Annotated in this window: 15 protein-coding genes; 3 read left to right on the forward strand and 12 right to left on the reverse strand. The window is 60.6% G+C overall.

All coding sequences use genetic code 11. The features are described 5' to 3' along the window. Window positions 1-3: 3 nt before the first annotated feature. The 4 genes from ACTG2G_RS20225 to ygfK form a co-directional block, all read right to left on the reverse strand. Window positions 4-2901, reverse strand: a complete 2898-nt coding sequence (locus ACTG2G_RS20225) for a molybdopterin-dependent oxidoreductase Mo/Fe-S-binding subunit (RefSeq protein ID WP_439985789.1) — start codon at window positions 2899-2901, stop codon at window positions 4-6. Beyond that, window positions 2898-3674 carry a molybdopterin-dependent oxidoreductase FAD-binding subunit gene (ygfM, locus tag ACTG2G_RS20230; RefSeq protein WP_421212357.1) on the reverse strand — a complete coding sequence of 259 codons (777 nt, stop codon included), beginning with the start codon at window positions 3672-3674 and terminating at the stop codon, window positions 2898-2900. The genes ACTG2G_RS20225 and ygfM overlap by 4 nt, the downstream gene beginning before the upstream one ends. Before the next feature lie 80 nt (window positions 3675-3754). Then, entirely contained in the window at window positions 3755-5083 is a 1329-nt protein-coding gene (gene ssnA / locus ACTG2G_RS20235; RefSeq protein WP_421212358.1) for a putative aminohydrolase SsnA, read from the reverse strand. A gap of 30 nt (window positions 5084-5113) precedes the next feature. Beyond that, window positions 5114-8224, reverse strand: a complete 3111-nt coding sequence (ygfK, locus tag ACTG2G_RS20240) for a putative selenate reductase subunit YgfK (protein ID WP_439985790.1) — start codon at window positions 8222-8224, stop codon at window positions 5114-5116. A gap of 181 nt (window positions 8225-8405) precedes the next feature. On the opposite strand from ygfK, the gene ACTG2G_RS20245 reads away from it, so the two are divergent. Beyond that, window positions 8406-8588, forward strand: a complete 183-nt coding sequence (locus ACTG2G_RS20245; protein ID WP_181222331.1) for a hypothetical protein — start codon at window positions 8406-8408, stop codon at window positions 8586-8588. Between the two features lie 109 nt (window positions 8589-8697). Here ACTG2G_RS20245 and mocA read toward each other — a convergent pair whose 3' ends face one another. Continuing rightward, on the reverse strand, window positions 8698-9363 hold the full coding sequence (mocA, locus tag ACTG2G_RS20250; protein ID WP_439985791.1) for a molybdenum cofactor cytidylyltransferase: 666 nt from the start codon (window positions 9361-9363) through the stop codon (window positions 8698-8700). Between mocA and yqeC the strand changes: the two genes are divergently transcribed. Together yqeC and yqeB are read left to right on the forward strand one after the other, a co-directional pair. Continuing rightward, complete coding sequence (yqeC, locus tag ACTG2G_RS20255; RefSeq protein WP_104014758.1) at window positions 9362-10198, forward strand: selenium cofactor biosynthesis protein YqeC; 837 nt, start codon at window positions 9362-9364, stop codon at window positions 10196-10198. The genes mocA and yqeC overlap by 2 nt on opposite strands. Window positions 10199-10237: 39 nt before the next feature. Then, window positions 10238-11830 (forward strand): selenium-dependent molybdenum cofactor biosynthesis protein YqeB, encoded by a 1593-nt coding sequence (gene yqeB / locus ACTG2G_RS20260; RefSeq protein WP_439985792.1) that lies wholly within the window; start codon window positions 10238-10240, stop codon window positions 11828-11830. A gap of 94 nt (window positions 11831-11924) precedes the next feature. Here the strand turns inward: yqeB and ACTG2G_RS20265 are convergent, their stop codons facing one another. From ACTG2G_RS20265 to ygeW, 7 genes are all read right to left on the reverse strand, one after another. Continuing rightward, window positions 11925-13010, reverse strand: a complete 1086-nt coding sequence (locus ACTG2G_RS20265; protein ID WP_151285962.1) for a calcium/sodium antiporter — start codon at window positions 13008-13010, stop codon at window positions 11925-11927. Between the two features lie 160 nt (window positions 13011-13170). Beyond that, complete coding sequence (locus ACTG2G_RS20270) at window positions 13171-14094, reverse strand: DMT family transporter (RefSeq protein ID WP_421386381.1); 924 nt, start codon at window positions 14092-14094, stop codon at window positions 13171-13173. Window positions 14095-14266: 172 nt separating this feature from the next. After that, window positions 14267-15199 carry a carbamate kinase gene (gene arcC, locus ACTG2G_RS20275; RefSeq protein WP_421386379.1) on the reverse strand — a complete coding sequence of 311 codons (933 nt, stop codon included), beginning with the start codon at window positions 15197-15199 and terminating at the stop codon, window positions 14267-14269. A 59-nt stretch (window positions 15200-15258) separates the two neighbouring features. Next, window positions 15259-16677 (reverse strand): dihydropyrimidinase, encoded by a 1419-nt coding sequence (gene hydA / locus ACTG2G_RS20280; protein ID WP_429205508.1) that lies wholly within the window; start codon window positions 16675-16677, stop codon window positions 15259-15261. Window positions 16678-16791: 114 nt separating this feature from the next. Then, window positions 16792-18009, reverse strand: a complete 1218-nt coding sequence (locus ACTG2G_RS20285) for a YgeY family selenium metabolism-linked hydrolase (protein WP_236268137.1) — start codon at window positions 18007-18009, stop codon at window positions 16792-16794. A 139-nt stretch (window positions 18010-18148) separates the two neighbouring features. Then, on the reverse strand, window positions 18149-19348 hold the full coding sequence (gene dpaL, locus ACTG2G_RS20290) for a diaminopropionate ammonia-lyase (protein ID WP_421386378.1): 1200 nt from the start codon (window positions 19346-19348) through the stop codon (window positions 18149-18151). A gap of 138 nt (window positions 19349-19486) precedes the next feature. After that, complete coding sequence (ygeW, locus tag ACTG2G_RS20295; protein WP_005336811.1) at window positions 19487-20674, reverse strand: knotted carbamoyltransferase YgeW; 1188 nt, start codon at window positions 20672-20674, stop codon at window positions 19487-19489. Window positions 20675-21206: the final 532 nt, after the last annotated feature.

The following is a 21206-nucleotide window of genomic DNA, read 5'->3' on the forward strand; positions in this document are numbered from 1 at the left end:
TTGTTATGCCGACACTTTTTGCTCCAGCTTGCCCAGTTCGCGCAGGATCTGCTCCGGCGTGAAGTGCCACTTGCGCAGCCAGACACCGCAAGCGTCGTGGATGGCGGTAGCGATGGCGGGCGCCGCGCCGTTCACCCCGATTTCCGAGATGGACTTGGCGCCGTAAGGGCCAACCTTGTCGTCACTCGGCACCAGGAAGGCCCGAAAATCGCGCGGAATGTCGCCAATCTTGGGCGCACCATAGCTCTTCAGATCCCGTGTCAGCGGAATGCCCTTGCTGTCGTAGCAGATCTCTTCGGTCATGGTGTGGCCGATGGCCCGCATGGTCGCCCCGTAGATCTGGCCGAGGGCCAGCTCCGGGTTGATGGGGGTACCGCAGTCGAGCAGGGCGTAGAACTTGTCGAGCCGGATCTCGCCGGTTCTGACGTTGACCGCCACCTCGGCAAAGTTGGCCCCGTACGGGAAGGCGAGCTCAGAGGTGATGTAGCTGGCGGTGCCCACCAGAATGCCGAAGCCGGTACCGGTCTCGGCCTTGTGGGCCAGCTTGGCGAGGCTCACCTCCCCCTGCTTGCCGCGTACTATGCCCGGGTGAACCAGCTCTACGTCTTCGACCGGCTCGCCCAGCATGGCGGCGCCGTGGAACAGGATCTTCGCCTTGAGGTTCTCGGCCGCCATCTTGGCCGCATTGCCGGAGAAGCAGGTACCGGACGAGGCGTAGGCTCCCTTGTCGAATAGCGCATGGTCGGTGTCGCCGGAGATCACATGCACATCGCTGAGCGGGCAAACGAGCACCTCGGCGGTCAGCTTGGCCACCACGGTATCGAGGCCGGTGCCGATATCGGCGCCACCGGAGTGAACGATAAAGGTGCCGTCAGATTCCAGCTTGACCATGCAGTTAGCCTGATCGATATCGGGGATCCCCGATTTTTGCATGATGATGGCGACGCCACGACCGATGCGCCAATCCCCGTCGGCGGGTTTGGGGCTATCCCAGGCAATCAGCTCGCGACCCTGTTTGAGGATGGGCTCGAGGGCGCAACTGGCAGCGTGGGGCACAGAGGTGGGCATCTTGCCCTCGCCGATGGCCCCCAGCACCTTGAGGATGTCCCCTTCATGCACCCGGTTGTGCTCCACCATGTCGAGCTGATCGATACCCAGTTTCTCGGCAAGTTCGGCAATGGCCATGGTCAGCGCGAAGTTGCCCTTGGGCGCGCCATAACCCTGATAGGCCCCGGTCGGGCAGATGTTGCTGTAGTAGGTGTTGACGGTAAAGCGCACGTTGTCGCACGGATAGAGCGGCAGGGATAGCGCCGGGCCGTTGCTTGGCACCGTCAATGAGTGGTTGCCGTAAGGGCCGGTGTTGGCACGAAAATCCATATCGATGGCGGTGATGGTGCCATCTTTCTTGGCCCCCACTTTCACCTTCACCTTGGCCACGTGGCGGGAGGTGTTGCTGATGAACTCCTCTTCACGGGTATAACGGAAGGTGACCGGACGGCCGGTAACCTTGGTCGCCCAGGCGCATACCTCTTCCAGCAGGATATCCTGCTTGGAGCCAAAGCCGCCCCCTACCCGCTCCTTGATCACATGCACCTGATGTTGCTTGAGGCCGACGATGCGCGCTACCTGACGGCGCACGTGCCAAGGCACCTGGGTGGATGCGTGAATAACCAGACGATCCCCATCCATGTAGGTGAAGCAGATGTGCGGCTCGGTCGGGCACTGCTGGGCCTGGGTCGATTCGTAGGTGCGCTCGACTATCTCGTCCGCCTCGGCAAACCCTTTGGCCACGTCACCAATCTGGCCATGGACGCTGGCGGCCAGGTTCTCGTGCGGGCGGGAACCGATGGGGAAGTTGATGATCATGTGCTCGTCGCCGCGGCGCACCGAGCAGGCGTTCTGCTGCTCGAGATCCGCAGGTGCACCGGCCATGTAGACAATGGGTTCATCGTGGACCAGGGGCGCATTGGGGGCCATCGCCTCATCGATAGTCATGACCGCCGGCAGCACCTGATACTCGACCTCGATGAGTTTCAGCGCCGCCAATGCGATGGCTTCGCTCTCGGCCACCACAGCGGCGACCCTGTCACCTACGTGGCGCAGCTTGCGGCTGAACATACGGCGATCGAGCGGTGACGGCTCGGGTGCGCTCTGGCCACCCGGGGTGTAGTAGATATCCGGGCAGTTGAGGTGAGTGATGACATGCACCACCCCCGGCATGGCTTCGGCGCGGCTCACGTCGAGTTTGGTGATCACCGCATGGGGATGGGGGCTGCGCAGCATCTTGATGACCAACGCATCCTCGGTGACCCGATCCTCCACGTAGCAGGGCTTGGCCTGCACCATCTTGGCGGCGTCAACCTTGGGGCAGCTCTTGCCGATGTGGCGCAGATCGTCGCGAAACTCCGGGGCGATCTGGCACAGGTAATCGGGATCCTTCATCCGTGAGCAAGCGAGCTCGATGGCCTGATAGAACTGCTGGTAACCGCCATCACGGTGAAACAGGCCCGAGAGGGCATCGTCGATTTGATCACGGGTGGGCTCGGGATGGCGATCAAGCAGGTCGGTGACGATGAGCGCGGCGGCCGGATCGTTGTAGCCGGACTGCACCACGCCCACATCTACCATCGCCTGCTGTACCAGGCTGAGCTGGTTCCAGCTGCCCAGCGACTCGGCGGTGCGCACCTCTGACCCATCCAGTTGGGCGGCGATCAGCAGGGAGGCGTTGATCACCTTGCCGTTGAAGAGAATGGCGTCGGAGCCGGCAAAGCCAAAGCCGTCGTCGCTGTTGCGCACCGAGTGCATCCGGCACTGGTTGAACAGCACCCGCTGGGCATTCTCGCCAGCCGGAGTGATGACGGTGCGCAGGGCACCGTTCAGGGTAAAGTTGAGTTCCATCATGCCTGTACCTCCTGCTGCTGACACTCGACCAGCAGATCCGCCACCACTACCCCGCTGATATAGCGCTTGTAGGTCACGCTGCCGCCGAGATCCTCGCGCGGTGCAACCAGCTCGCTCACGGCCGCCTCCAGCGCGGCATCGTGCAGATCGCGGCGCTCCAGATCCCGCAGGCGCATCGGCTGCGGCGTAACGCCAGCAACGGCGACCCGCATCTCGCCAAGGGCATCAAGGGCCACGGCGGCAGTCATCACCGCCAAGCCGTCGGCGTTGCGGCTGATGCGGCGAGTGGCGCAGCGCAGTTCAGGCTCCGGCAGCACCACCCCCAGCACCAGCTCCTTGCGCTGGCCCGCCAGATAGGCATCGATGGGTTGCAGCAGGTTGTTCTCCAGCACCACCACGGCTTCGAGCACCAGCAACACCGGCAGCAAGGGGGAGTCCTGCTGTTGGCAGGCAAGTTCGCCACCGAGAGTGGCCTGATTGCGCAGATGGCGGGAGTAGACAAACCCCAGCGCGTCGCACAGGGCGGCCGGGGTGCGGGGATCATCTTTCAGGGTCTGCAGGGTGACGGTGGCGCCGATATGGAGCTGGCCGTGCTGTTGCTCGATCTGGTCAAGCCCCAGCTTGTCCAGTGAGATAGCGACCTTCTTGTCGGTGCGGGTCGGGGCGGCGTTAAGCTTGCTGCCGCCCCCCATGTAGACGGCGTCGTTGCCGAAGCTGGCCTTGAGTTCCAAAGCCTGACCCAGTTGCTCGGGTCGGAAGAATTGCTCAATCATGTGTCGTCCTTACTCTTGCTGCCCGCCGCCGGGGAGATCCACAGGGCGGGCAATCCGGTCCAAAACTGTGGAAGATGGCTCTAGGCCAGCTGATCCATCCGTTGCCACAGGCGGCTCGCCACCTTGCTGGCCTGCTCATAAATGGGCGCGACATCGAACGGGAACTCGCGGTCCTGATAGACCATGCGCCCCTCCACCATCACGCTGTTGACGCTGTTCGATCCCATACCAAAGGCGAGATGGCCACCGAGGTTGCGCGGCGCCAGCGGAGTCGGTGCGTCGTAGTCGCAAATGGTGAGGTCGGCCTTGTATCCCGGCTCCAGGCGGCCAAATTTGGCGCCGAAGTTGCGTTCCAGCAGGGTGTTGCCATTCCAGAGGAAGCGGGCAAAGCTGTCGGGCCACAGCGCGCCACCGGCATCCTTGTGTTTGAAGTAGGCAAACTTGAGCTCTTCGAGCATGTCGGAGCCGATACCATCGGTGCCAAGTGCCAGATTGCGATACTCCGGCAGGTGCATGTTGTAGCCCACATGGTTGTTCATGTTGGAGCGGGCGTTGTGCACCAGGAAGGCATCGCGGCTGTTGAGCAGCTCGATGTCAGCCGGGCTCAGGTAGATGCCGTGGGCGATCAGGGTCTTGCTGTCGACAAGGCCAAACTCGTCCAGCCGGGCGATGGGTTCCTTACCATAGTGGTGGTGGCCGTGGGCCATGTCGTAGCGGTCCTCCGCCACATGGATATGCAGCCCGCGACCGGTGACCTGTACCGCTTCGCGCAGCATGGCCAGCCCCTCGTCGGGTACGGTGAAGGGGGCATGGGCACCGATATGAGCCTCCACCAGATAGGGTTCGCTCCCCTTGGCCTTGGCGGCATCAATGGCCTGCGCGAACAGGATGTTCTCCTCCACCCCGGCCTGCAGTTCGGCGAGGCCGCCGTTGCGATCCGTAGTCTCGAAGCAGGTCATGCCACGCAGACCCGCCTCCATAAACCCTTTGCACAGCACATTCAGGGAGCCCTTGATGAAGTTGGGCGAAGCGTGGTGGTCGATCACCGCACTGCAGCCGCTCTTGATCGCTTCCAGCGAGCAGATGAGACCGCTGTAGTAGAGGGACTCTTCATCGAGCGCCCGATCGAGCCGCCACCAGAGATTTTTCAGGGTGGAAATAAAATCCGGGCAAGGGGCGATATTGGCCATGATCCCCCGCGACAGGCCTGAGTAGAAGTGGTTGTGGGCACAGACGATGCCCGGCATCACCAGCTTGCCGCCCATCTCCCGATAGTTGGCCTCCGGGTAGAGGGCCCGCAGATTGGGCCCCACCGCTTTGATAAGCGATCCTTCGATGGCGATATCCACCCCTTCCAGCACCCGGGTCGGCTCCAGCTGGACAGCGGTGACGTTCTTCAGAATAAACATGGTTTGCTCCTTCGCTTATTCGTGGTTCGCTCAGGCCTCGACGGCCCCCAGCAGGTAGTGGTGATGAGCATGGACATGGCTGATGATCCGGCACATGTCGCCAAGGGCCGCTGGCGCATCCTTGATCCGGCTCTGGGCGTCTATGGTCAGACGATAGGTCTCGCCATCCTGACGCACCCGCAGTTCGCCACTATCCGCCAGATAGAAACCGGGGTTGCGGCTGTTGTCGAAATCCTCGGGCAGGCTGAAGATGGTGACCTTGTCCTGATAGGGCTTGCCCTGCCACGGGCAGAACTGGGCGCAGTTGCCACATTCGTTGCAGTAGGCATCCAGGTGCAGGGTCTGGAACTGGTCTTTGAAGCCCGGCACCGCGATGGCGACGTTGGCCCGGTTGGGGCAGACATCCACGCACTTGCTGCAGAGGTAGTTGCACTCGAGGCAACGGTGCGCCTCTTGCGCCACGAAGGCATCGCGCTCGCTCTTGTCTACCAGGGTGACGGCGATGCTCCCCTTGCGACGGTAGATCTCGTCCTTGCCCGACGGCTGGATTGAGACCTCGGCCTGACTGCCAGCGATATGCTCGCGAGAGAGCACCAAATCCGCGGCGCGGCGGGCACCACCGATGGCACCGACGATCGAGGATGGGCCGCTCTGCACGTCACCGATCAGGAAGACGTTGCGACGGCTGGTTTCGCCGGTCTGGCCATCCACCTCGGGCCAGCCATCGTTGCCAAGAGGAATCCCCATCGCTTTGAGCACCTCGCAGTCAGGCTGCTCGCCGATGGCGGTGATCAGGGCATCCATCTGCATCACTTCGGTCTGCTCGGTAGGCACCGGACGGCGGCGGCCCTGCTCGTCAGGATCCCCCAGCGCCATCATCCGCACGGTGAGCTTGCCATCTTTGTCAAAGCGCTCCGGATTGGTGAGGAAGCAGAAACGCACCCCATCCTCCACCGCTTCCAGATACTCCTCGCGATAGGCGGGCATCTCTTTTTCGCTGCGACGGTAGATCACGGTCACATCGCTGACACCGGGCACCTTGAGGGCAGCGCGGGCACAGTCCATGGCGGTGTTGCCGGCACCGATCACCGCCACATGGCGGCCCAGCGGCAGCGGCTTGCCCTGATTGAAGCTGCGCAGGAAGTGGAAGGATTTGTAAATCCGCTCGTGCCCCCCCTCGAGGCGCATACCGCCATTCTTGTCGGCGCCGATGCCGACGAAAACATAGCTAAAGCCCTGGGCATGCAGCTTGTCGACGGTGAGCGCCGGATCGCAACCAAACTCGAACTTGACCCCGTGGGCGGCAACAAAGTCGATGTCATGCTGGATAAGTTCGGCCGGAATGCGGAACTCGGGGATGATGTGCTTGACCACGCCACCGGCATCCGCTTCGCGCTCGAACACGGTGACCGGATGGCCGGCACGGGCCAGGAAGTAACCGGCGGAGAGACCGGCCGGGCCTGCGCCAATCACCGCGACCGGGTGCTTGTCACCGCTGCCAGCCGGTTTGTGCCAGCGGGCCTTGTACCCTTCCCAGCCGCGCTCCAGCGCCACTTTTTTCAGCTCGCGGATATTGAGCGCGCTGTCGTAGTCGAGACGGGTGCAGTTGTACTGGCACTGGTGATCGCAGATATGGCTGGTGATGGCAGGCAAGGCGTTGCGCTGATAAATCAGTTCAAGGGCTGCCACATACTCTCCCTCGCCCATCAGACGAATGTACTCGGGGATATCCTGATGCACGGCGCAGGCAGTGACACAGGGCGCCACGTAGCAATCGGTCAGCGGCAGGCCGCCACCCACTTCGATGCGATCCTCGGACTTCCACTCCTTCTGGGTGTAATCCATGGTGAGGGCCTTGGCGGCCAGCGCTTCCAGCTTGGCCACATCTACCTGACTCATGCCCCAGCTGTCAGAGGCGTCGATCTCTTTGAGGCACTCAATCTGGCGCAGGTAGCCACCCGGCTTGAGCAGATCGGTGGCCATGGTGATGGGACGGATACCGGTCTCGAAGATCTCGGCGATGTTGAACTTGCTGGCACCGCCCGAGTAGGAGATGGGCAGCTTGCCATCGAAGGCGCGGGACAGCACGGCCGCCACGTTGATGGAGAGCGGGAACAGCGCCCGGCCGGACATATACATCTCATCCCCCGGCAGCGCCCCTTTGCGGTTGATGGTGCCGAGAGTGTTGGTGAGTTTCACCCCGAAGGTGAGCCCCTTCTCGGCGCCCAGCGCCATCAGACGGGTTAGCATGGCCTTGGCCTGATCCAGCTTGAGATCGTGATCGAACGACTCTTCGCTCAGACCAATGTAATCAAAGCCGCAGGTATCGAGGATCTCGCGCACCCGCGGGTAGCCCAGCAGGGTCGGGTTCAGTTTGACGAAGGTGTTGAGCCCCTTCTCTTCCAGCATGTAGCGGCAGATGGCCTCAATTTCGTTCGGTGGGCAGCCGTGCATGGTAGAGAGGGTGACGCCGTGCACCAGATTGGCCGGGATACGATCTACCAGCTGTTGCAGGCGATCGCGCCGCGCCCCCATTCCCAGCTCGGCGATAAACTGCTCGTCGGCCACCAGCTCACGTACCACCTGCTGGTATTCAGCAAATTTCGGACTTTGGCTTGCATCCATCAGGCTGTGGATAAACTGCTGCATTGGTGGCTGTTTGATGCCGTCAAGGTTGTAACCCACGCTCATGTTGAAGATAAAGGACTTGGCCTCTCCGTCGAGGCGCGGGTCAAACACCTCCTCCAGCAGGTAGAGGGCAAACCAGGCTTTCAGATACTCATCAAACGCCTTGGGCAGGGTGAACTCGGTAGACCACTCGGTGTTGAAGCACTCGTCTTCGGCGTCGATGCAGGGCTTTTCCAGTTCGAGACGGTCCAGGATCTGCACCGTCTTGAGCTCGATAAAGCGCCCGCCAGTCAGCCAGGAGGTGACGATGTTCTGGGCCAACTGGGTATGGGGGCCGGCTGCCGGGCCGATGGGGGTCTCGCAGGTTTCACCGAACACCTTGATCTTGCGCTCGTCCGGCTTGCGATAAAATTGTGCGGCGGGAATACCAAAAATGCTCTGACTCTCTTTATATTCCGCAAAAATACGGGTCAGAAGGTTCTTGAAGGGAACGGGTCGCATAATATCGCCCATGGCTATCTCCTTGCAGCTGTTCTGCGCATTGGCAGCATGAATAAATGGGGTATCCCGCACGGGCATTACCCCTTGGCAAGGAGAAGAGCAACTATCAGGCCACTCCATCGGCAAAACTATTTTTTAGGGTAAAAGCGTGAGATGGCTCGAATTAATGAAGGCTGTTTGACATGCCGCCATTATGATTGATGAGAGTGGTTCTCACTCACTTGAAATTTTATTCAAGGCAATGCCAGAGAAAAAAGAGAAGTATCAAATCGGCAGCGATAAATATCACTTTGATAGGGTGAAAATCATCCAGCATTATCGCAAGCCAGCCCCAGCCAATATGGCCGGGGCTGGCTTAAAAGTCACTGCTATATAAAAGGCGGTCGTCGCTATTTCGGTTTATCCAAAGGCTGCGAGATGACTCGGCGTTACCGCCCCGCTGGCTGCCATTGCACGCAAAGGGAGGTGGGTCCCAACGATACGACTCAGCCCTGTGCAGATGTCAGCTCGTCGGCAGAACGCAGCTCCAGTTCGCCGCGGATCAGCGCCTGATATCGCTCGGGGGTATCGATATCAAAGAGGATGGCAGGACTCTCGACCGGTATGCTTCGGTGTGGGCGTTGCAGCAACCAGCGGCGCACCGAACCCTGTGCCGGCGCGGCAGCCAGCGCCCTTGCGAGGGACTTTGGCAGCAAGACCGGATGACCCGCCTCCCCCTCAAAGCTCGGGAACAGGGCGAGCTCTCCGCGCGCCTGCCACAACTGCTGATAGACCTCGCACGGGATACAGGGCAGATCCCCGTGGCTGATAAAGAGGTAGTCAGCATCGCTGGCCGCCAGAGCGCAGCGGATGGAACTGCCCAGCCCCAACTCATAGTCAGGGTTATGGACGATGAGAATGTCGGGGCGATTTCCATAACAGGCTGCGAGTTCGGCCCCGCGATGGCCCACTACCAAAATAATCCGGGAGCAGAAGGCCAGGGCATTTTTGAGACTTGCATCAAGAATTGTCCCCGAGCCATAAGGTAGCATCATTTTCCATGCCCCCATGCGGGATGACAAACCTGCTGCGGTAATTATACAGTCACACTGTTCACGCCCCCGAGCCTGCACCTTTTCATTCACCTCGCTATTTATTTCGGTCATTGCCATGTCCTTGCCACACTCTGTTATTCACGCGTTTCCGGATATTGGTTCGCTTTTAAATCCACTGCTTGAAAATAGTGACAACCATACCACGCTAATTAGCCTTTGTGGTGCCGGCGGAAAAACCAGCACCCTGTTCTGGCTGGCGGAATATTTTTATAAGCAGGGTAAAAGGGTGCTAATTACCACCACCACCCGAATGTTTCTGCCAGCCCCATCACACTATCGGGAATTGATTATCGAGACTGATCCCGTTCGTCAACTTACCCGCTGTCAGGCGCTGCCGGATGGCCCGACCCTGGTTGCCCTGTTCAGCCATCTTGACGAGCGCACCGGCAAGGTTGCAGGGCCGGATCTGCGCCAAATCGACCTGCTCAAAGGACAGCAGCGCTTCGATCTCATCCTGGTCGAAGCGGATGGCGCCCATCACAAGTTATTGAAAGTGCCCGCTTTGCATGAACCTTGCATTCCACACCAAAGTGACTGGGTGATCGCCCTGCTGGGCGGCGCCATGGTGGGAGCCAATGCCGAGCCATCGCAGATCCACCGCTGGGCTGAATTGCAGGCCCTGTGCGGGATTGCGGCGGGTGAGCCACTGGATTGGGCACTGTTTGACAGACTGCTCTCCCACCCCGAGGGGGTGTTCAAGGGCACCCCGCCCGGGGCGCGCCGGATCTGGTTTATCAATGGCGATTATCAAAATGAGGCGTCGTGGCTGGCGGAATTGATAAAGCTGCAGAGCCGCCACCCCGAGATCCACGCCATCTGGCAGGGGGCCGTGCGCGAATCCCCCCCCATCCGTCACCTGATCTGCACAGCTCCGCACGGGGAGGCGCTTTAGCCTCACCCCTGACGTTTTAAGGATGAAAAGAGGTACCTTATGAATCTGTTTGCACACGCAGCCCGACTGGAACAGGAGAACACGCCGTTTGCCATGGCCCAGATCATCGAGAGCCGGGGCTCCACCCCGCGCCATCAGGCCCAGATGCTGGTGATGGCCGATGGCCAGATCCTCGGTACCATCGGCGGCGGCATGATCGAGCGGCTGGTGATCGAGGAAGCGATGGCCGCCATTGCCGAGCGCAAGCCGCGCATCTTCCACGGCCGGATGGCACGCAACGGTGAGCATGCGGTCGGGTCGGATTGCGGTGGAGCCATGTCGGTCTATATCGATGTCTATGGCCTGCGCCCCCGGCTGGTGCTCATTGGTGCCGGTCACGTCAACCGGGCGCTGGCCCATGCTGCGGCGCCACTGGGTTTTGATATCCATGTGGGCGACTGTTTTGAAGGGAGCCTCAACCCCGATCACTTCCCCGTCGGCACCCATCTCAAACAGGCCGATACCATCAGCGCGGTGATCGAGGCGCTGGCCATCGAGCCCGCCAACTTCGTCATCATCGCCACCAACCATCAGGACAAGGAGGCGCTGGAGCGGCTCATCAATCGCCCCCTCGCCTATCTGGGGCTGCTCGCCAGCAAGCGCAAGGTGCAGACCTTCACCCAGGCGCTGCGCCAGCAAGGGGTGAGCCAGGAGCAACTGCAGCAGCTGCACGCCCCCATCGGTTACAACATCGGAGCCGAAACCCCCGAGGAGATCGCCATCAGCATCCTCGCCGAGCTGCTGCAGGTGAAAAACGGCAAATCGGGTGGGCTGATGCAGGACGATGTTCGCCTCAAGCGGGATCAGCTGGTGGTGATGCGTGGCTCAGGCGATATCGCCACCGGGGTGGCGCTGCGCCTGCACAATGCCGGCTTCAAGGTGGTGATGCTGGATCTCGACAAGCCCACGGTGATCCGCCGCACCGTCGCCTTCGCTCAAGGGATGTTCGATGGTGAAACCAGTGTCGAGGGTGTGCGCGCCAAGCGGGTCGAGAGCGTTGAGCAAGCGTTCGAGCAGCTGGATCGGGGCATCATTCCGCTGCTGGTTGACCCCGACTGCACCACCCTCGCCGAGCTCAAGCCCCGCTATCTGGTGGATGCCATCCTCGCCAAGCAGAATCTCGGCACCCACAAGGAGATGGCCCCCATTACGGTGGCCCTTGGCCCGGGATTTGAGGCGGGACGCGACTGTGATGCGGTCATTGAGACCAACCGCGGCCATCATCTGGGCCGGGTCATCTATCAGGGCCCCGCCCAACCCAATACCGGCATTCCCGGGGTGATCGAGGGGCACTCCGCCCGCCGGGTGGTGCGTGCCCCTGTCGCCGGGGTGATGAAGAGCATTATCAAGCTCGGTGATCTGGTGCAGGAGGGGGATGTGATCGCCCATGTGGGGGACGCCCCCATTATCGCGCCGCTCTCCGGCATGGTGCGGGGGCTGCTGAGCGATGGCATCGAGGTGACTGTCGGCTTCAAGATCGGTGACATCGACCCCAGAGGCGAGCGGGCCGACGCCACTACGGTATCCGACAAGGCACGCGCCATCGGCGGCGCCGTGCTGGAAGCCATGATGCATCTGGCCCAGCGCCGATAGCGTCCCCCTCACCAAGCAAAAAGCCCCACCATGATGGTGGGGCTTTTTTCGGCCTGTCGGTTGATGCAGCGCCTTTACATCAGGAGAACCTGCATCACGACCGGGTTCGTTGCAATCGCCAGGCTCGCACCGCCAGCACAACCAGAGTGATGGCGGTGAGCGGCAACACAAAACCGGTTAGCGCTGCACTGAACTGACCTTGCAGCGGACTGGATGTGGCGTGGAGGATCAGCCAGCAGGTGTAGCCGATGTAGTAGGCCAGAAACAGCGCCCCTTCCCAGCGGGCGATGGTGTAACCGGTAAAGAAGATGGGCAGGCAGGCAAGCGCCACCGCAATCATTACCGGAATATCGAACTGAAGGGCGGTGGCCGACACTTCAAGCCCACCGGGAGTGACGATGGAGGTGAGCCCCAGCACGCAGAGGATATTGAAGATATTGCTGCCCACCACGTTCCCCACAGCGATATCCCGCTCCCCGCGTAGGGCTGCGACGATGGAGGTCACCACTTCGGGCAAGGAGGTACCGGCCGCCACTATGGTCAAGCCGATGATCAGATCGCTCACCCCGAAGTAGTGGGCAATCTCAACCGCACTGCCAACCAGCAGACGGGAGCCGAGGATCAGCAGACCCAGACCTGCGGCAATAAAGAGCAGATTGCGCAACCAGTTGCCCGCCGTACTCGCTTCACGGGTACCAAACTCCTGCTCGTACTCCGCCTGCACCGCTTTATTTTCCCGTCGACTCTGGACAAAGAGAAACACGGTGTAGGCGATGATGCCGGCAAACAGCAGCGCCCCTTCCAGTGGCGCAATACGGCCATCGTAGCCCAGCAACAACACCAGAAAAGAGACCACTATCATCAAGGGAACGTCGAGACGTACCAGTTGCTGGGAGACGGTCAACGGTACGATCAGTGCCGAAATACCTAAAATAAACAGCACGTTGAAGATATTGCTGCCAACCACGTTCCCCACCGCTATCCCTGCCTGACCCTCGAGGCCAGACTGGATGCTCACAGCCAGCTCGGGAGCACTGGTCCCAAAGGCCACTATGGTCAATCCCACCACCAGTGGCGATATCCCCATCATGGTGGCGAGGCGAGATGCGCCCCGCACCAGAGATTCGGCCCCCACAACCAGACACACCAGGCCTACAGCCAACCACACCAGCGTCATCATACGGTCTCATCCTTGCCGTTAGGTTCGTTGAAATAATCACAATAAATCAGATACCTGTGCTCCAGCACAGTCAGACCACGCCATTGTAACTAGGGGCTGGTCCCCTGTCGCGGGCTCTTTTGAGTGCTGTTTATCGTGCCACTGGCAGCCCAGTCACCACTCAACCGTGCTTGATACGGGTTTCCCCCGCCACTGACACCACGGAACGCTTGCCCTTGCGACTGATGACAAGAAGCGCCAGCACGATAAGGGCGATACCGCTCCCCTCCACTGGCCCCGGATTTTCGCCCAGCAGCCACCAGGAGAGCAGCACGCCGCTCACCGGCACCGCCAGGGTACCGAGGCTGGCGATACCCGCTGGCAGTTTTTTCAGCACAAACAGCCAGAGACTCCAGGCAATGGCGGTGGCAAAAATAGCGCTATAGGCCAGCGCCCCCATCACGTAGGGCTGCCAGTCGATGGGGCGCTCCGGCACCAGCGCGGCCACCAGCGTCATCACCACGGTGGCGTAGATCATCTGCCAGGTGGTGAGGGACATCAGATCCACCCCGGGATGGCGGGCATACATCCGCTTGGCGATGATGGCGCTGATCCCCCAGCAGATGCCGGAGAGGATCGCCAACAGCGCGCTCTTGAGGGATTCAAGATGCAGCAACCAGGGCTGGATCACCAGCAGCAGCCCGCAGGCGGCCACTCCGACCGCCAAATAGTGAAGCTTGCGCATCCGCTCGCCGAGAAAGAGCGCCGCGAAGATCACCACCCAGAACGGCATGGTGTAGCTCAGAATAGCCACCTTGCCCGCCCCGCCGCTGATCAGCGCCCACTGAGCCAACCCCACCATGCCGCAGGTCTGGAACAGGGCGATGGCGAGGGTATAGCGAAACGGGGTAGGTTTGAGATAACGGCGCCCGCGCAGGGCCAATACCAGCAGCAGAACCAGAGATCCGCACAGGCAGCGCAGAGCGGTGAACTCGAAGGCCCCCGCGTAGAGCATCACCTGCTTCATCACGATCCAGCTGTAACTCCAGATGGCGGTGAGCAGGATCAATCCCACCAGCGCCGCCATATTGATCTTTCCGCTCATTTGCTTGCTACTCACCTCTTGTCACTCATTGCGCCGGGTCTGCTCTCGGCGTCTTGCCCGCGCTTGAAGGCGGCCATCTTACGCCGCTCATCCTCCGCTGACCATGGTCGCCCCCGAAATGAACAAGGGGGCCGACGGCCCCCGCAATCACACTCAACCCGAGCTGGAACGCCTAGCGGCTGATAAGGGTTCCCGTCTTGCCGGCAATGCCCTCGGCTGCCTTTTCCAGCAGGGTGATCAGGGATTTTCGCCCGGGCAAGGATGTAGCGAACGAGAGCGCCGCCTCCACCTTGGGCAGCATGGATCCCTTGGCAAACTGCCCCTGCTCGATAAAACACTGGGCATCACCCACGCTCAGCTGATCGAGCCACTGCACCTCGGGCTTGCCGAAGTTGATGGCCACTTTCTCTACCGCGGTAAGGATGATCAGCATGTCGGCGTCAATCAGTTCCGCCAGCTTGGCACTGGCCCAATCCTTGTCGATCACCGCGCTGGCACCGCGCAGGTGATTGCCCTCGCGCAGCACCGGAATACCGCCGCCCCCGACGGTGATCACCACCTGACTGGCGGCCAGCATGGCAGAGACGGTCTCTTTCTCGATGATATCGACGGGTTTGGGGGATGCCACTACCCGGCGATAGCCGCGACCGGCATCCTCTTTGAGCCGCTCCCCCTTGGCCATCAATGCTTCGGCCTCCTCCTTGCTGAAGAAACCGCCGATGGGTTTGCTAGGGTCGAGGAAGGCGGGATCGTTTTTATCCACCTCCACCTGGGTCACCAGAGTGGCGACCGGCTTGTGGATGCCGCGTTCCAGCAGGGCTTCACGCAGGGCATTTTGCAGGTCATAGCCGATATAACCCTGACTCAGGGCCACGCAGACCGACATGGGCAGATGGGGGGATTTTGGCTCGTGGCGGGCCGCCACTTCGAACGCCTGCTGGATCATCCCCACCTGCGGCCCGTTGCCGTGGGTCACCACCACTTCATGCCCCTGAGCGATCAGGTCGGCAATGGTGCCCGCCGTGCTCTGCACCGCCTTCATCTGCTCGGGCAGGTTGTTGCCCAGAGCGTTGCCCCCCAGGGCCAGTACGATACGCTGTTTCATCTTGTGCTCTCCGATGATAAAGGTGGGCCGGCGTCATACCGGCTCGGTTGTTCTGTCTATCATTGTGCTAATTGCTGTTCTCGGGCCGCTTCGCCCAGCAGCGGATCAAAGGGTGCCCTGGCCAGAAAGCGGCCATGACCACGCAGCCCCAGAAACTCGCCGTCGCGAGCGACTATCTCGCCGCGACTGAGGGTCATTCTGATCTGGCCCGGGCAACGCATCCCCTCGTAGGGGCTGTAGTCGCCGTTGTCATGCAGCAGTGGGTGAGAAATCAGGGTGTCACCACGGGGATCCATCAGCACCAGATCGGCGTCAGATCCCGGTTGCAAGTTGCCCTTGCGCGGCCAGAGGCCAAACAGGCGCGCCGGGTTGGCGCTGGTGAGGGCCACGAAGCGGGACGGCGAGATGCGCCCCCCCAGCACCCCGTGGGAAAACAGCAGCAGCATCCGGTTTTCGACCCCGGGCAAGCCGTTGGGGCAGCGGCTGAAATCGCCTCCCGAGAGGGTCACGCGCTGGGCGTGGGAGAAGTTGCAGTGATCGGTCGCCACCGTGTCGATGTCGCCAGCAGCGATGCCGACCCACAGCTTGTCCTGCTCGCGGCGCGAGCGCAGCGGCGGGCTCAGCAGATAGTCGACCCCGTTCTCCTTGTAATAACACTGCTCATCGAGCAGCAGATATTGCGGGCAGGTCTCCACCCAGACCGGCTGCCCCTGACGACGCGCCAGTTTCAGATACTCCAGCCCCAAGCCGTTGGAGAGGTGGACGATATAGAGTGGCGCATTGCCAGCAAGTCCGGCCAGATTGATCATCCGGGCGATCGCCTCCGCCTCGCACTCCAATGGGCGGCTTTGCGGGTGATACCAGGGTTCATGGTGACCGGCGGCCAGCAGGGCCGCACGGCGCGCCGCGATGGCAGCATCGTTCTCGGGATGGACGGTGGCAAGCGCCCCCACCTCCTTGAGGCGGGCCAGCGCGCGCAACACATCGTGATCTCCGAGCTTGTACTGGTAGGTGAGATAGAGCTTGAAGCTGCTGATCCCCTCCTCCTGCACCATGGCGGCCATCTCGTGGAGGATGGCGTCATCCACATGCTGGACAACGCCGTGAAAGCTGTAATCGACCACCGCCTGATCGGCGGCATAGTCGTGATAGCGGGCCAGCTGGTGATGCAGGTTACACCCCGCCGGGCCAAATCCCATGTGATCGACGATAGTGGTGGTGCCACCACAGGCGGCAGCACGGGTACCGCTGAAAAAGTCATCGCAACTGCGGGCAATGCCCACATCGATGTTGAAGTGGGTGTGGACGTCGATGCCACCCGGCATCACATAGCAGCCGCTGGCATCGATCACGTCGGTCTCGCCATCGGGCTGGATAGCGGCGGCTCGCGCGCGGATCACCCCGTTATCGATCAGCAGATCCTGACGATATTCACCCTGTGCATCGACCAGCACACCGTTTTTGATCAGCCGTTTCATCCCCACCACCTCGAACATCACTTCAAACAGCAAAGCCCCGCCTCAATGGAGACGGGGCACTTGCCACACTTGCGACAGCCGGGCGGCGATGGCAGTCACCACCCGGCAGACCCCTTACTTGTCCAGCTCGGCCAGATAGAGCATGGGGATCACGGCGTACATGGCGGCGCACTTGACCAGATGCTCTTTCCAGGTCTTCTCGTTCGGGGCGTGGGCCTCCGGCTCTTTACCCGGGCCAAAACCGATCACCGGAATACCGTGGCGACCCATGATGGAGACCCCGTTGGTCGAGAAGGTCCACTTGTCCACCACCGGCTCCTTGTTGAACAGCTCGCGATAAGCCTTAGAGAGGGTTTTGACGGTGATGTGATCCTCTTCCACCTTCCAGGTCGGGAAGTAGCACTCGGTCGGGTAGACCAGACCGGTATAGGCCGGACGGTCGTACTGGTACATGGAGACCTCGGCACCGGCGGCTTGCACCGCAGGCAGGGCACGGATCTCGTCGAGCGCACCTTGCCAGGTCTCGCCCCAGGTGAGGCGGCGGTCGATGGAGACGGCGCAGCTGTCCGCCACGGCGCAGCGGCTCGGTGAGGTGAAGAAGATCTCGGAGACGGTCAGGGTGCCCTTGCCGAGGAAGTCGTCATTGCCGAGGTTGTGGCTCAGCTCCTGCAGCTCGCCAAGGATCGGGCCCATCTTGAAGATGGCGTTGTCACCGCGCTCCGGCGCAGAGCCGTGGCAGCTGACGCCCTGCACCTCGACGCGGATCTCCATGCGGCCGCGTTGGCCACGGTAGATCTGGCAATCAGTCGGTTCGGTACTGACCACGAACTCGGGGCGGATCTTGCTCTGCTCGATGATGTACTGCCAGCAGAGACCGTCGCAGTCCTCTTCCTGCACGGTGCCGGTCACCAGCAGAGTATACTCGTCTTCCAGTCCCAGATCCTTGATGATCTTGCCCGCATAGACCATGGAGGCCATGCCCCCTTCCTGATCGGAGGCGCCGCGACCACCGATGATCTCGTGATCTTCCATCCCCTCATAGGGATCGAAGGTCCAGTTGGCCATGTTGCCGACCCCCACGGTATCGATGTGGGCATCCATGGCGATCAGGTGCGGGCCGTGGCCGATATAGCCCAGCACGTTGCCCATGGGGTCGATCTCCACCTTGTCAAAACCAACCTTCTCCATCTCCTGCTTGATGCGCAGCACCACCCGCTCCTCATCGCAGCTCTCGCTCGGGATGGCGATCATGTCGCGCAGGAACTGAGTCATCTCGGCCTTGTACTGGTAGGCCTTCTCCAACACCATTTCAAACGGAATTTGCTTGCTCATTGTGATTCTCCATAACAACTGAGAGTGCGCGGCCTGTTCGTCGGCTGCGCCCTGTGCCCGTTACCGCGCCACGTTGGCGAGGCGCGATCAATGCTTCAATTCGTCTCTCTGCTCTCGCAGGGATTAGTCACAGCCGGGGTTAATCGCAGGCAGGATGTTTGCCTTCCCACACCACTTCCCGGTAGTGCTTCACATCGGTGTCCCCTTCGGTGTTGATGATGAGTACGACCGAGTTGCTATCCAGCCCGAGGCGAGCCATCAGCGCCGCGCGATCCGGGTGGTGACGCACCGCCGCCAGCACGCCGGTACCGACCGAGCCGGATTCGCCGGAGATGATTCGGGGGTCATTGCCAAGGGGGTTGCCGAGCACTCTCATCCCCAGCGCCGACACCTTGTCGTGGCAGGAGATAAACTGGGTGGTGCAGCTTCTGAGCAATGGCCAACCGAGCGGATTGGGTTCGCCGCAGGCGAGACCGGCCATGATGGTGCGCATATCGCCCCCCACGTTGACCATCTCCCCCGCCACGCCGGAGCGGTAGATGCAGTCGGCCTGATCCGGCTCGACCACGATACTGTGCAGGTTTTTCGCCCCGAAGCAGTCCACCAGATAGCCGAGCACACCGCCCGCCAGCGCCCCTACCCCGGCCTGCAGCAGCACGTGGGTCGGCTGCTTGATGCCCATATCCTGCATCTGCTCGACCGCTTCGTCGGCCAGGGTGGAGTAACCCTGCATGATCCAGGTCGGGATCTTGGTGTAACCCTCCCAGGCGGTGTCTTGCACTATGTGCCAACCGCGCTCTTCGGCCATCTTCATGGTCAGGCGCACGGTGTCGTCGTAGTTCATGTCGGTGACGATGCACTCGGCCCCCAGCGCCAGGATGTGGTCCACCCGCTCCTGGGCCGAGCCCTTGGGCATGTAGACCACCGCATGCTGACCCACCTGTTTGGCGGCCCAGGCAACACCACGACCGTGGTTGCCATCTGTGGTGGTGGCGAAGGTCATCGGCTCCTTGATGGTGCGTTTGATGAGATCGAAGGAGAAATCCTCGATGGCCACCCCGTATTTTTCACAGAGCAAGTTGGCGATGGCATAAACGCCACCCAGCATCTTGAAGGCATTGAGGCCAAAACGCTTTGACTCGTCCTTGACCAATATATTTTTCACCCCGATATAGGCGGCCAGATCTTTCAGGTCGCACAATGGGGTCGGCTCATAACCGGCCAGTTTTTTATGAAAAGCGCGAGCCTTTTGTGCTTCAACACGGGAAAACAGCGGTGATGGCTCGGCGGTAAAAAAGCGGTTATCGGCAATATCCATCTTCAGCGAAAATTGGGACATGCTTACCTCACTAGGCGTTACCTGACAAAGAGCTGCCTCGCCGGGAGATCCGTTATTCAGATACCACGGGGAGAAAACTCGAAATAATGGATTCGACAGCGTGGGCAGGATGAATATTCACCCTGCCCCTGCTGTTATTTATTTCACCCGCTTTTGCGCCTCTTTAATCAGATTTTCCAGGGTTTCTGCCGGCGCGGAGAATTTACGGGCCATGATCATGGCGGCGATAATATAGGGCTTCCAGCTCGCCTCTTTGTAAGTGGCGATACGGTATTTCTCGAATACCCCTTCGGTTACTTCGCCCTCTTTGCAGGAAACGCCGGAAATATCGGCCGGCAGGCAGTGCATATAGAGCGCTTCGCCCCCCTTGGTGAGCTTCATCATCTCCTCGGTGCAGTGCCAATCCTTGTGCTTGGCGTTCTGCTCAAGGCAGTGTTTCTCCAGCTCTTTGAGGCCAGCGTGGTCATTGGCACGCAGCAACTCGGTGCGCTGCTCCATCACCTTGTAGGGAGCCCAGGACTTGGGATAGACGATATCCGCATCCTTGAACGCCTCTTCCATGGAGGTAACCTGACGGAAGCTGCCGCCGGAGGCCTTGGCATTCTCCTTGGCCACTTCGATCACGTCCGGGATCAGGTCATACCCCTCCGGGTGGGCCAGGGTCACATCCATACCGAAACGGGTCATCAGGCCGATGATGCCCTGGGGCACGGAGAGCGGCTTGCCGTAGCTCGGCGAGTAGGCCCAGGTCATGGCAATCTTCTTGCCCTTGAGACTCTCCAGGCTGCCGAAGTGCTCCTGCAACCATGCGAGATCAGCCATCGACTGGGTCGGGTGATCAATGTCGCACTGCAGGTTGACCAGTGCCGGACGCTGGGGCAGCACGCCCTTCTCGAATCCTTCGTCCAGTGCTGCGCCCACTTCACGCATATAGGCGTTACCGGCACCGAGGAACATGTCGTCACGGATGCCGATGGCATCGGCACAGAAGGAGATCATGTTGGCAGTTTCACGGACGGTCTCGCCATGGGCGATCTGGGATTTGCCCTCATCCAGATCCTGCTGGGCCAGGCCGAGCAGGTTCAGCGCAGAGGCGTAAGAGAAGCGGGTTCGGGTGGAGTTATCGCGGAAAACCGAGATACCGAGCCCGCTGTTAAACAGTTTGGTGCAGATATTTTCGGCGCGCAGAGTCTTGAGGGATTCGGCCAGTTTCAATACCAGCTCCAGCTCCTGAGGGGTTTGCTCCCAGGTCAGCAGAAAATCTTTTTCATGCAGGTTGGATTTGAGTGCTCTGATCTCTTTGATTAATTCGTTAACTGCTTTCATCGTTCGCCCCAATCATTGGATGAGATATGGATAGCTCCCCTTTCACTCACGATGTCACCAGCATCCCGGTTGTGGGTGAGCGCGTCGGTTAGCGTCGATATGAGGCAATCAATAACCGTGCCAAACCAATAAAATGCAGGCAGATATTAATAAATGGCGAAAGTGTGTGATGCCCCCCACAAAATCAGTGGCTATTTCAGCGGTTTATTCCATAAAAGGATGGATAGGGTAGCCAAGCGATAAAGTAGCAAGGTGATAATAATCAGAGGCAATATCCCTGCGCCGGTGAGAATTATCATCAAAGGTCAGTTTCAGGGGCTGAAATGATATCAGCGGGGTTGCCGTTATCATTATGATAATGCCGTGCAGTGACTTGCTCTTTTGTTACCACCTCTTCTGCAGAAGTGTCACTGCCATTTAACCTCCCTTGCACTCCCCGCCCGTATCGCCTCTCGCCTTATCTTCCGGCCACATTGCTGGGCGCGGTTGGCCCAAGGTGCTAACGTGAATACGCCAGCTGCGCATCTGTCTC

The sequence above is a fragment of the Aeromonas sp. 55A genome (assembly GCF_051919665.1).
GTDB lineage: Bacteria > Pseudomonadota > Gammaproteobacteria > Enterobacterales > Aeromonadaceae > Aeromonas > Aeromonas veronii.